The organism is Streptomyces sp. JLSY215 (assembly GCF_059682825.1).
The window spans coordinates 3283505-3295986 of record NZ_CM185022.1; the positions used below are offsets into that span (position 1 = coordinate 3283505).

The following is a 12482-nucleotide window of genomic DNA, read 5'->3' on the forward strand; positions in this document are numbered from 1 at the left end:
CGCCCCTCAGACCCCACCCGCCGGCCACCGTGACCCCTGGGCTCCGGTGGCCGGCGGGACGGCTCAGACCTCGGCGTACACCGGCCGCGCGGCCCCCTCGCCCGCTTCCGGCTGCGCCGCGGCCCGCCCCCGCGCCACCGGCCGCAGGTATACGGCCCAGGTCACCGCGCCGCACACCACGTAACAGGCCAGGAACGCCACGAAGGCCGGCGTCCCCGAGCCCGTCGCCAGGAACGACTGCCGGAAGGCGAGATTGATGCCCAGCCCGCCGAGCGCCCCCACCGCCCCGATCAGCCCCATCGCGGCCCCCGACAGCCGCCGCCCGTAGGCCGCGGCCGCCTCCCCCGCCAGCCCCCGCCGCAGCGCCTGGGCCTGGAAGATCCCCGGGATCATCTTGTACGTCGACCCGTTGCCGAGCCCCGTCAGCACGAACAGCGTGATGAACCCGACGAGAAACACCGGCAGCGACCGCTGCGCCGACGCATGGATCACCACGCCGGTGGCCGCACCCATGGCGGCGAAATTCCCGAGCGTGATCCGCGCGCCCCCGAACCGGTCCGCCAGCCGCCCGCCGACCGGCCGCATCAGCGACCCCAGCAGCGGCCCGATGAACGTCAGCGACGCCGCCTGCAGGGGCGTGCGCGCGAACTGACTCTGCAGCACGAGCCCGAACGCGAAGCTGTAGCCGATGAACGACCCGAAGCTGCCGACGTACAGCAGCGCCATCACCCAGGTGTGCCGCTCCTTGGCCGCCTCCACCACGGCCCCGGTGTCGTTGGTGACCGGCGCCAGATTGTCCATGAACAGCGCCGCCAGAACCGCCGCGGCCACGATCAGCGGCACATACACCCCCAGCACCAGCCGGGGCTGGGCGGCCCCCGCCGTACCGATCACCAGCAGCCCCAGCAACTGGATCACCGGCACCCCGATATTCCCGCCGCCGGCATTCAGCCCCAGCGCCCACCCTTTCTTCCGCAGCGGATAGAAAGAGTTGATGTTCGTCATCGACGAGGCGAAATTCCCCCCGCCCACACCCGCCAGCGCCGCCACCGCGAGGAAGGTGCCGTACGACGTCCCCGGCGTCATCGCCAGCGCCGTCGCACCCGTCGGCACCAGCAACAACAGCGCGCTGACCACCGTCCAGTTACGCCCCCCGAACCGCGCCACCGCAAAGGTGTACGGCACCCGCAGCACACCGCCCACCAGCGTCGGCACCGCCACGAGGAAGAATTTCCCGGCCGGATCCACCCCGTATTCCGGCCCCATGAACAGCACCATCACCGACCACAGGCTCCAAATGGAGAAACCGATGTGCTCGGAGAAGACGGAGAAAATCAGATTCCGGCGCGCCACCCGCTCCCCGGTCTCCGCCCAGAACCGTGCGTCCTCCGGCTCCCACCGCTCGATCCAGCGCCGCCCCTGCCGTGTACGACCACGGCTCCCGCTGAGGGCACCGCCCGCCGCGTCCGTGCCAACCTCGGCCGTCATCCCGCCTCCCATGTCCCTGGCTTCTGCATCCGAAGCTAGGGACGGCGGGTTTCCCCCCGATGCCGCCCGGTGACACCGGCGAAACCTTGCACTCACGGGGCGGGGCGGCAGCCCGTGAGGGCGGGTCAGCCCGCGGACGTACCGGAGAAACGCCCCATCGCAGCAACATCCTCCTCCGGGAGCCACCACGCCCGCCCCGGAGGCGACAGCCACCCGTCCCGCTCCCCCAGCTCCCGCGCCACGGCCCGCAACGCCTCCAGCCCCGGATGGCGCAGCCCCCGCCGCCACACCATCGACACCGGCGACAACGGGACCGGATCCACCACCGGCCGCAACACCATCCCCGGCACCTCCAGGAACTCCACGCTCGCCAGGACCGACCACCCCCGCTTGCGCACCACCCGCACGAACTCCTCGGGCCCCTCGATCTCCGGGAACGGCTCGGCCATCGCGATGCCCCGCCCCTCGAACAGCCGCGCCGCCAGGCCCGTCCATTCGGCGGTCCCCGCGTTCCCGGCGCCCGCGTAGAGCGTCTCGCCGGCAAGCTCCGCGAGCGGTACCGCGGACCGCGCGGCCAGCGGATGGCCCGCCCGCAGCAGCACCGCCATCGGCTCCAGCCGTACCGGCTGATGGACCAGCTCGGCGCGTACCCCCGGCGGGAGCCCCGCGAACCGGCCGAACGACACATCCAGCCGCCCCGCCGCCAGCTCCCCCGCCGCCCCGGTCAGCCCGCTGTGGAAGCGGGCGACCAGCTCACAGCTGTCCGGCACCCGCTCCCGCGCCTCCGTCAGCACCCGGTGCGCGGTCCCCACCGGCGCCCCGACATCCACCAGCAACGGCCGCTCGGCGGCGCCCCGGAACGCGGCGGCCAGCTCGTCCTGCGCGCTCAACACCCGCCGCGCATAGGGGAGCAGCCGCTCCCCCTCCGCCGTCAACGCCACCTGCCGCGTGGTCCGCACGAACAGATCGGTCCCCAACTCCCGCTCCAGGCGCCGGATATCGCGGCTCAGCGCCTGCTGGGCGACGTAGAGGCGGGCCGCGGCCCGGGTGAAGTGGAGCTCATCGGCAACGGCAGCGAACGCCCGCAACAGCCGGGGCTCCACGTCGTACGCCATCGCGTCAGCCTCCCAGCCGCTCCGCCAACTCACAACCCAGGTGCGTGAATAGGCTCTCACCAGGTGTTGGACGCCCTCGGCGCCCTCCGCCACGGTAGAGGCATGATCCTCTTCCTCGCCGCCCGCCCCGTGACCGCCCCTCCGGTTCGGCCGACGGCCCCCGCGCCCGGCGCACGGCCCCGCGCCCGCCGCCGCAGGCCCGGCCTCCGCGCCCTCGCCCCGTACCGCCGGATCTTCTCCCTCCCCGGCACCCGCGCCTTCACCGCCGCCAACCTGCTGGCCCGCCTTCCCATGGGCATGCTCAGCGTCAGCGCGGTCCTGATGATCGCCGGCACCCGCGGCTCCTACGCGCTGGCCGGGGCGGTCACCGCAACCGGCCTGGCCGCGACGGCGGTGGCCGGCCCGCTGACCGCCCGCCTCGTCGACCGGCACGGCCAGGCCCGGATCGCCGTCCCGGCCACCGCCCTCGCCGTCCTGGGTTCCCTCTCCCTCCTCCTGTGCGTCCACTTCGACGCCCCCGACTGGACCCTCTTCGCCTCCTACGCCGCCACCGCCACCACCCCCAACACCGGCGGTATGTCCCGCGCCCGCTGGGCCCACCTCTTCCGCGACGACCCCGCCGCCCTGCACACCGCCAACTCCTTCGAACAGTCCGCGGACGAGCTCTGCTTCATGCTCGGCCCCGTCCTCGCCACCTTCCTGTGCACCGCCCTCTTCCCCGAGGCGGGCACCGCCGTGGCGCTCACGCTCCTGCTCACCGGCGTCCTCCTCTTCGCCGCCCGGCGCGACACCGAACCGCCCGTCGCGCCCCGCGCCCCGTCCCCCGCCTCCTCCCGCCCCCGCTCACCGCTGCGCCTGCCCGGACTGCCGCCCCTCCTGCTCACCTTCCTCGCCACCGGCGCGATCTTCGGCTCCCTCGAGGTCGTCACCCTCGCGTACGCCGAAGACCACGGCGTACGCCCGGCCGCGGGCGCCCTGCTCGCCCTCCAGGCAGCCGGCTCCTGCGCCGCCGGTCTCCTCTACGGCCTGCTGCGCCCGGCCGGCCGGGCCGGGCACCCGCCGCACCGCTTCCGTCGGTGCGTGGGCGCCATGGCCGCCCTGATGCTGCTGCCGCTCCTCGCCGCCTCGACCGGGAGCCTGACGGCGCTGGCCTGCGCGCTGCTGCTGGCCGGGATGGCCACCGCCCCGACCATGGTCACCGGCATGGGCCTGATCCAGTCCCGCACCCCCGCGGACCGGTTGAACGAGGGCATGACGCTGTCCGTGACCGCCCTGCTGAGCGGCATCGCCACCGGCTCCGCGGCGGGCGGCTGGGCCGTGGACCACCTCGCCGCACCGGCCCCGGGCACCGCTGCCGCCTACGCCGTTCCCGCGGCGGCCGCCGCCCTGGCCCTGGTCATCACCGTGATCACCGCCCGCACCGGCCGGTCCGTCCCGTCCGCGGACCCGACGTGACCGGCCCCGGCGATGACGGGCGGGCAGGCAGACAAAAAGCCGCTGCCCCGCGAGGATCCTCGCGGGGCAGCGGCTTACATGGGATGAGTGGAGATGGCGGGAATCGAACCCGCGTCCAACGGTGCAGAATCAGGGCTTCTCCGTGTGCAGTTCGCTGCGCTTTTCTCGGCCCCGGTGATCTCGCGAACAAGTCTCCGACGGGCCCAGTCACTGTTTGATTTCCTCCTAGGCCCCGTGACCGGGTCTAGAAGTTTAGTTCCCTAAATGATGCCAGGATCCGGGTCGGGAACACCCCCGGGCTGACACTTCGCAAAGTCGCTACTTAGGCAGCGAGGGCGAAGGAATCGCGCTTGGTGTTGGCGATTATTGGTTGCGACATATGGTTTACGAGATCATTGCCGCTTCCTCGACACGCTTCCCCTGCTTCGACATCCGCTGTCGAAACCGATCATCCCCATGTTGATTTTTCAAGCCGGGCCTTTCGGCCCATATGCCCCTGCTGTGAGGAGCACGACCCATCGTACGTGACCAACGCACGAGGGTGCCAGCCTATTCCGGCGGCCGCGCGAGCTGGGGGCCACGCGACCTAGGCGATCCGCTGCCGCCGTCGTGCCGCCGAGATCGCGCGGTTCGTCTCACGCGTGTCCTGCTTCTCGCGCAGCGTCTGCCTCTTGTCGTACTCCTTCTTGCCCTTGGCCAGGGCGATCTCGACCTTGACCCGGCTGTCCTTGAAGTACAGGGAGAGGGGCACGATCGTGTGACCCGTCTCCTGGGACTTCGACTCCAGCTTGTCGATCTCGGCCCGGTGCAGCAGGAGCTTGCGCTTCCGCGTGGCCGAGTGGTTGGTCCAGGTGCCCTGCACGTACTCGGGGACGTGGATGTTGTGCAGCCACGCCTCGCCGTGGTCGATGTGCACGAAGCCGTCCACCAGGGAGGCCCTGCCCAGACGCAGCGACTTGACCTCGGTGCCCATCAGCACCAGGCCGCACTCGTACGTGTCCAGGATGTGGTAGTCGTGCCGCGCCTTCTTGTTCTGCGCGACCATCTTCCGGGCCGGGGCCTTCTCGTTGGCCTTGGCGGCCTTGCGCTTTACCTTTTCCTTCGCCATAGTGCGGCCATTTTCGCACTACGAGGGGGGTCCGAGGCCAGTCAATACTGTCTTGGCCCGACTCTCGGCACCGTCCTCGGCGATCAGGTCGGGGCTGATGCCCCGGCCGTCGACGGCCCGGCCCGACGGGGTGCGGTAATGGCCGACGGTGAGCTCGGCGACCGAGCCGTCGGGGAGGCGGCTGGGCATCTGGACCGACCCCTTGCCGAAGGTCGGGGAACCGACGACGATCGCCCGGCCGCGGTCCTGGAGGGCACCGGCCAGCAGTTCGCCGGCGCTCATCGTGCCGCCGTCGACGAGCACGACCAGGGGGATGCGGGTGTTGCCGCCGCCGTCGGCGTACAGGGCGCGCTGGCTGCCGCGGACGTCGTAGGTGGCGACCAGTCCGCCGTCCAGAAAAGCGGAGGCGGCGGAGACGGCCTCGGTGACCAGGCCGCCGGTGTTGCCCCGCAGATCGAGGATCAGGCCGCCGCGCGGCGCGGCACCGCGCACCGCCCGGCGGACCGCCTCGCCGGTGCCCTGGGAGAACGCGGCGACCTTGACACGCGTGGGGCCATGTGGCCCGGCGGGACGCACAACGGTGACGTTCTGGCTGCTCAGACGGGTGCGGTGCAGGGTCGTACGCCAGTGGCGGAGGCCGCGCTCGAGGTCCAGCTCCACGGGGGTGCCGGCGCCCTCGGTGGGTTCGCCGCGCAGCCGGGCGACGATCTCGGTGACCGGCCGGCCCCTGACGGCCCGGCCGTCGATGGCGCGCAGACCGTCGCCGACGGCGATCCCGGCGCGCTCCGCGGGACTGCCCGGCTGGACCCGCCCCACCTTGATCCGGCCACCGTCGGCCTGGCGTACCCACAGGCCGACGCCGACGTAGGAGCCGCCCAACTGCTGCTGGAAGTCCTTGAACTCGCCGGGGGTGTAGATCGTCGACCAGCGGTCGCCGCTGCGGCTGACCACCTCGGCGGCGGCCTGTGAGCCGGACTTGCCGTCCGCCATGGCCTCGGCCGCGGCGCGTTCGACGGCCGCGCGGTCGGCGGTGCGGCTCTTGCCGGCGGCCGCCGCGGCGGGCACCGCACCGGCGGATCCCGGCGCGCCTTCGGCCCGGTCGCCCCAAGTGCCGGTCGCCACACCCGTGGCGAGCACACTCGCGAAGATCAACGTCAGGGCCGCCCCGCGGCAAATGCGGCGGGGCCGGTCGTACGAACACGGGCCCGACATGCCGGTGAGTCTAGGGGACAAAGAGGCGCCGTACGGTGAGTTGACCGTACGGCGCCCCTTGGCAAACCTCACACCTTGAGGTACTTGCGCAGCGCGAAGAACGCGGCGAGCGCGGGCATCAGCAGCCCGATCAGCAGGACCAGCGGCAGCACCTGCACCACCGAGTCCCAGCCGATGAAGTTGATCACCTGAATCTTCTGGGCCAGCCAGTTGTTGATGAGGATGGCCTTGCCGCCGACGATCAGCACACACGCGAAGGCGGCGCCGAGCAGGCCCGCGATGGCGGCCTCCAGGATGAACGGCATCTGGATGTAGAAGCTGGAGGCGCCCACCAGCCGCATGATCCCGGTCTCCCGCCGCCTGCTGAACGCCGACACCCGGACGGTGTTGACGATCAGCATCAGCGCAACGACGAGCATCAGGCCCATCACACACAGCGCGGCGATGTTCATGCCGTTGAGGAGGTTGAACAGCGGCTCAACGGTGTCGCGTTGGTCCTGCACCTCCTGGACGCCGGGCCGCTCGGAGAACGCCGACTTGATGACGTCGTACTTCGTGGGGTCCTTGAGCTTGACCCGGTAGGACTCCGGCAGCTGGTCGGGCGTGACCAGTCCGGCGACGGGCGTGTCGCCGAACTGCTCCTTGTAGTGCTTGTACGCCTGGTCGCTGGTCTCGTGCTGCACCTTCTGCACGATCGTCAGATTGTTCAGTTCGGTCAGGATGTCATTCTTCTGCTGCTGGGTGGCCGCGCCCTTGGCGCAGTTGGCGCCGGTCTCGGCGTCGTTCTTGTTGCAGAAGAAGATGGAGACGTTGACCTTGTCGTACCAGTAGCCCTTCATCGTGCTGACCTGGTCGCGCATCAGCAGGGAGGCGCCGAACAGGCCCAGCGAGAGGGCCACGGAGACAATGACGGCAAAGGTCATCGTGAGGTTTCTGCGGAGACCGACTCCGATCTCCGACAGGACGAACTGGGCGCGCATGGCGTCCTTTCAGTGCTGGGGGCCGTACACGCTTAGTGCTGGTAGCCGTACACGCCACGCGACTGGTCGCGTACGAGCCGGCCCTTTTCGAGTTCCATGACCCGCTTGCGCATCTGGTCGACGATCTGCTGGTCGTGGGTGGCCATGACCACCGTCGTACCGGTCCGGTTGATCCGGTCCAGCAGCTTCATGATGCCGACCGAGGTCTGCGGGTCGAGGTTGCCGGTGGGCTCGTCCGCGATGAGCAGCATCGGGCGGTTGACGAAGGCCCGCGCGATGGCGACGCGCTGCTGCTCACCGCCGGAGAGTTCACCGGGCATCCGGTCCTCTTTGCCGCCGAGGCCGACGAGTTCGAGGACCTCGGGCACCGTCTTGCGGATCTGGCCGCGCGGCTTGCCGATGACCTCGAGGGCGAAGGCAACGTTCTGCCCCACCGTCTTGTTGGGGAGCAGCCGGAAGTCCTGGAAGACGGTGCCCACCTGGCGCCGCATCTGCGGGACCTTCCAGTTGGACAGCTTCGCGAGGTCCTTCCCCAGTACGTGCACGGCGCCATGGCTGGCGCGCTCCTCGCGCAGGAGCAGCCGCAGGAAGGTGGACTTACCGGAGCCCGAGGAACCCACCAGGAAGACGAACTCGCCACGTTCGATCTCCAGGGAGACATCCCTGAGGGCGGGGCGACTCTGCTTCGGGTAGGTCTTGGAGACGTTGTCGAATCGGATCACTGATGCACCACGGTCGACTGGGTAGGGGCACGGTTTGCCGTGTTGCGGCTCCCGTCGGTGTGCGTGACCATACGCGAACCTGGTGTTGCGGCGTAGTCGCCGCCGGGGGTTGGTGCGTTTATTCACGGCATCTAGCCGGACAATCTCGGCATCCGGGTGGCCCGCCGCGGTAACGGGAGCGGGCAAAAGGCGCACAATTTCGCGGGGCGCGCCGTTCCGGCCGGAAGCTGGCACAGTGGTAGAGGGAACCAATGCGCCCTCCGGTGCGTTGACGCAGTGAAGAAGGAGGTCGCATGACGTACGACCGATTGGTGTGCGCCAATTGCGCGGCCCCTGTGAGCGAGGGCCGCTGCCCTGTGTGCCGGGCCAGCAGGGAACGGCTCCAGCAGCAAGAGGGCATATTCGGCCAGCTCAGCCCCGTGGCGCTGGTGGCCCTGCTGATCGCGCTGATCGCGGTCGCGGTGCTGCTCCACCAGGCCGTCTGATCCGTCCGGACCCGCCGGGGCCGGTACGCGGCAAGGGCGGCGGGTCGCCGGGGGCGTCGGGCGGATCGCGTGACGTCACCCAGTGCGACGAGTTGCATACGTACCGGCGGGTATGCCGGGGTGGACACGGAAGGGCCCGGGGTGCCGATGCACCCCGGGCCCTTCGTTGTGCGCCTGTCAGCGTCAGGCCGCGGCCGCGCCGCCGTCGTTCTTGTTGATCAGACGGGGCAGCATACGGAAGCCGACACCGCCCGCGATCATCGTCGCCGCGCCGATGAGCAGGAAGGTGGTACCGGAGGAACCGGTCTCCGCCAGCTCGCCGCCCTTGGCCTGCTGCTTGGCCTGGCCGGGGGTGTTGGACATCCCCTCCTTGCCCTGGCCCGGCTGCTCGATGGGCTTGGAGCCCTCGTTGTCGGTGCCGGTGCCGGTGCTGTCGCCACCACCGTTGTCGCCGCCGCCGGTGCTGTGACCGCCGGTCTGGCCGCCGTTCTGGCCGCCGTTCTGACCGCCGTTCTGACCGCCGTCCTGGCCGCCGTTCTGACCACCGGTGCTGTGACCGCCGGTCTGGCCGCCGTTCTGGCCGCCGTTGTCGTGGCCGCCGTCCTGGCCGCCGTTGTCCTGGCCGCCGTTCTGACCGCCGTTGTCGTGACCGCCGGTCTGGCCACCGTTGTCCTGGCCGCCGTTGTCCTGGCCGCCGTCCTGGCCGCCGTTGTCCTGGCCGCCGTTGTCGGTGCCGCCGTCGATGGTGCCACCGTTGTCGGTGCCGCCGTCGTCCGTGCCGCCGGTGTCGGTGCCGCCGGTGATCAGGCCGCCGTCGTCGGAGCCGCCCGTGTCACCACCGGTGTCGCCGCCGGTGTCACCGCCGGTGGAGTCACCGCCGCCGGTGTCGTCGCAGAACCAGTGCAGCGGGTCGAGCGGGCTGCAGTTGTCGCCAGCGCTCTGGCTCTGGTCCGTCGGCGCCGCGGAGGCGACGCCGGCCGCGGTGAGCGACGCACCCGCCGCGATCACCGCACCGGCTGCAATGCGCGCTACGCGCAGCCGCGTCTTCTTCGTCATGTACTGCTACCCCCAGTAGCTGAACTCGTCATTGGAGCACCGCTGTACGGGGCGAGTTCCGATGGGGGTACGCGAGTCACGGCCCCGCACAGTGGGCGGGCCACTCATCTCCCCGTTCATACACGCGCCCCAGACATACGCATGCCGCGTCCAGCCTTCCCAGTTCGGCCAACATCGTCAAGGTCGAATAAAGTCCGGATGCCCGAATTGCTGGGTGTTGGGTGGTACATGGACATACGACTGTGACCAAACCGCCGAAGCGAAACAACTGCCTCCCCGAGGAAGACAGTTGTCCGGGCATCAGGTCCGCCGTGTATCCGGGCTCGGATCCGGCACCTGGGGGCCGGGCGGCTACTTCTCCTGCTGCTTGCGCCAGCGGATGCCGGCTTCCAGGAACCCGTCGATGTCGCCGTCCAGAACCGCGGAGGGGTTGCCGACCTCGAACTCCGTGCGCAGGTCCTTGACCATCTGGTAGGGGTGCAGGACGTACGAACGCATCTGGTTGCCCCAGGAGTTGCCGCCGTCGCCCTTGAGGGCGTCCATCTTGGCCTGCTCCTCCTGGCGGCGGCGCTCCAGCAGCTTGGCCTGGAGGACGTTCATCGCCGAGGCCTTGTTCTGGATCTGCGAGCGTTCGTTCTGGCAGGAGACGACGATGCCGGTGGGAAGGTGCGTCAGCCGGACCGCGGAGTCCGTGGTGTTCACGCCCTGGCCGCCGGGGCCGGAGGAACGGTAGACGTCCACCCGTAGATCGGACTCGTCGATTTCGACGTGGTCGGTCTTCTCGACGACGGGCAGCACCTCGACGCCCGCGAAGGAGGTCTGGCGGCGGCCCTGGTTGTCGAACGGCGAGATCCGCACCAGGCGGTGCGTGCCCTGCTCGACGGAGAGGGTGCCGTAGGCGTAGGGAACCTGGACGGCGAAGGTGGTCGACTTGATGCCGGCCTCTTCCGCGTACGAGGTCTCGTACAGCTCGGTCTTGTAGCCGTGGCGCTCGGCCCAGCGCAGATACATCCGCTGGAGCTTCTCGGCGAAGTCGGCGGCGTCCACGCCACCGGCCTCGGCGCGGATGTTGACCAGCGCCTCGCGGGCGTCGTACTCGCCCGACAGCAGCGTGCGGACCTCGAGCTCGTCGACCGCCTTGCGGACGGCCTCGAGCTCCGCCTCGGCCTCGCCGCGGGCGTCCTCGTCGTCCTCGGCCTCGGCCAGCTCGAAGAGCACCTCGAGATCGTCGACCCGGGTCCGCAGCTCATCGGCCCGGCGCAGCTGGCCCTGGAGGTAGGACAGCTGGCTGGTGATCTTCTGTGCGTTCTCCACGTCGTCCCACAGGGACGGCGCCGCGGCCTGCTCCTCGAGCACGGCGATATCGGCCCTCATCTTGTCGAGGTCCAGGACGGCCTCGATCGACCCCATGGTCGAGGAGAGGGACTTCAGCTCTTCGGATACATCGACGACTGCCACGCACCCAGCCTAACGGCTACCGCCGACAGTGTGTCCCGGCCGGGGCGGTCGGACCTCCGGGCCCGCGGTCGCGGGGCCCGGAGGGTCCGGTGGCGATCATGGGGCGCTCAGGGCGCGTCGGGCTGGTGGACGCCGGGCCGGGCGTCGCCCGGGTCGTCGTCGCCCGAGGCCAGCCAGCCGCCGAGGCCGGCCGCGGCGAGCACCGCCGCGGCCGCCGCGCCGAGCCTGATCCGGCGGCGGCGCACCGCCTCCGGGGCCGAGCGGTTCCGCGCCGAGCCGGCCCGGCGCTGGCCGGCGACCCTGGGCGTACGGGCGGTGCCGTGCGCGCCGCCCGCGAGCTCGTCGGGGCCGGGGACGCGCATGCTGGTGTGCGTGTCGCGGTTGGAGTCCGGCGCCGCGCCCTGGACCAGCGGGACCGCGCCGCGCGGCGGGGTGTCCTCGGCCTGGGCCGGCGGCGGATAGTCGCGGGACGCGGTGGCGGGGGCGCCCTCCGGGTCGTGCTCCGGCTGCTCGCCCTCGGGCTCGTCGATGTCCAGCGGCGGGATGCCGGCCAGGCCCGGGAGCAGCTCGCGCAGCCGGGCGGCGAGCTCGGGGGCGCGCAGCCGGGAGGCGGGGGCCTTGGCCAGGCACTGGAGCAGCAGCTGCCACAGTTCGTCGGGGATGCCGGGCAGCGGGGCGACGCTCTCGGTGACATGGCGGCGCAGTACGGCGCCGGGGTGCCCGCCGCCGAAGGGGGTGAAGCCGGCGAGCAGCTCGTACAGGACGGTGGCCAGCGCGTAGACGTCCACGGAGGCGCGCGGCGGCAGGCCCTCGATGATTTCGGGGGCGAGGTAGTCGGGGGTGCCGATGACCTTGGTGGTGCGGGTGGTGCGCGGCGAGTCCACCAGGCGGGCGATGCCGAAGTCGGTGAGCAGCGCGGGGTGCGCACCACCGGGGCCGAGCGGGCCCTGCATGTCCAGGAGGACGTTCTCGGGCTTGACGTCGCGGTGCACGATGCGTTCGGCGTGCGCGGCGGCGAGGCCGTCGGCGACGTCGGCGACGATGGCGACGGCGGCCTCCGGGGCCAGCCGTCGCTCGCGCTCCAGGCGGGTGCGCAGGTCCGTGCCCCGTACGAGGTCCATGACCAGTGCCAGGTCGTTGCCGTCGACGACGAGATCGCGGACTCCGACGACATGCGGGTGCTCCAGGCTCAGCAGCGCCGTACGCTCCTGCACGAAGCGGCCGACGAGCTCCTGGTCGGAGGCGAGATCCTCACGCAACAGCTTGATGGCCACGGCCCCTTCGGGACCCTCGCCCAGCCATACCGTGCCCGCACTGCCGCGCCCCAGGATCTGGTGAGCGGTGTACCGGCTGCCGATCTTCCGTGCCAAGACTGCTCCGACGTGTCGGGCCCCCGAGCGTCC

Annotated in this window: 11 protein-coding genes and 1 other RNA gene; 2 read left to right on the top strand and 10 right to left on the bottom strand. The window is 71.1% G+C overall.

The genetic code is table 11. The annotated features are described in order from the left end of the window. Positions 1-63: 63 nt before the first annotated feature. Positions 64-1488, bottom strand: coding sequence for a nitrate/nitrite transporter (locus AC5677_RS14635; RefSeq protein WP_497195477.1), 1425 nt, complete (start codon positions 1486-1488; stop codon positions 64-66). Positions 1489-1613: 125 nt separating this feature from the next. Then, complete coding sequence (locus tag AC5677_RS14640; protein WP_497195478.1) at positions 1614-2603, bottom strand: LysR family transcriptional regulator; 990 nt, start codon at positions 2601-2603, stop codon at positions 1614-1616. Between the two features lie 102 nt (positions 2604-2705). On the opposite strand from AC5677_RS14640, the gene AC5677_RS14645 reads away from it, so the two are divergent. Beyond that, entirely contained in the window at positions 2706-4058 is a 1353-nt protein-coding gene (locus AC5677_RS14645; RefSeq protein ID WP_497195479.1) for an MFS transporter, read from the top strand. A gap of 85 nt (positions 4059-4143) precedes the next feature. On the opposite strand, the gene ssrA is transcribed toward AC5677_RS14645, so the two are convergent. From ssrA to ftsE, 5 genes are all read right to left on the bottom strand, one after another. Beyond that, positions 4144-4514, bottom strand: a transfer-messenger RNA (tmRNA) gene (gene ssrA, locus AC5677_RS14650). 130 nt (positions 4515-4644) lie between these two features. Beyond that, on the bottom strand, positions 4645-5166 hold the full coding sequence (smpB, locus tag AC5677_RS14655) for an SsrA-binding protein SmpB (RefSeq protein ID WP_497195480.1): 522 nt from the start codon (positions 5164-5166) through the stop codon (positions 4645-4647). A gap of 18 nt (positions 5167-5184) precedes the next feature. Continuing rightward, entirely contained in the window at positions 5185-6378 is a 1194-nt protein-coding gene (locus AC5677_RS14660; RefSeq protein ID WP_497195481.1) for a S41 family peptidase, read from the bottom strand. Between the two features lie 68 nt (positions 6379-6446). Further along, complete coding sequence (gene ftsX, locus AC5677_RS14665) at positions 6447-7358, bottom strand: permease-like cell division protein FtsX (RefSeq protein ID WP_497195482.1); 912 nt, start codon at positions 7356-7358, stop codon at positions 6447-6449. Positions 7359-7390: 32 nt separating this feature from the next. Continuing rightward, positions 7391-8080, bottom strand: a complete 690-nt coding sequence (gene ftsE / locus AC5677_RS14670; RefSeq protein WP_403510579.1) for a cell division ATP-binding protein FtsE — start codon at positions 8078-8080, stop codon at positions 7391-7393. A gap of 293 nt (positions 8081-8373) precedes the next feature. Between ftsE and AC5677_RS14675 the strand changes: the two genes are divergently transcribed. Continuing rightward, entirely contained in the window at positions 8374-8565 is a 192-nt protein-coding gene (locus AC5677_RS14675; RefSeq protein WP_403510576.1) for a hypothetical protein, read from the top strand. A gap of 183 nt (positions 8566-8748) precedes the next feature. Here the strand turns inward: AC5677_RS14675 and AC5677_RS14680 are convergent, their stop codons facing one another. The 3 genes from AC5677_RS14680 to AC5677_RS14690 form a co-directional block, all read right to left on the bottom strand. Then, a complete protein-coding gene (locus tag AC5677_RS14680) occupies positions 8749-9621 on the bottom strand; it encodes an LPXTG cell wall anchor domain-containing protein (protein WP_497195483.1) in 873 nt (290 codons plus the stop codon). Between the two features lie 351 nt (positions 9622-9972). Continuing rightward, on the bottom strand, positions 9973-11079 hold the full coding sequence (prfB, locus tag AC5677_RS14685; protein ID WP_497195484.1) for a peptide chain release factor 2: 1107 nt from the start codon (positions 11077-11079) through the stop codon (positions 9973-9975). Between the two features lie 107 nt (positions 11080-11186). Next, positions 11187-12449: a serine/threonine-protein kinase gene (locus tag AC5677_RS14690; RefSeq protein ID WP_497195485.1), complete on the bottom strand. Its 1263-nt coding sequence runs from the start codon at positions 12447-12449 to the stop codon at positions 11187-11189. Positions 12450-12482 lie beyond the last annotated feature (33 nt).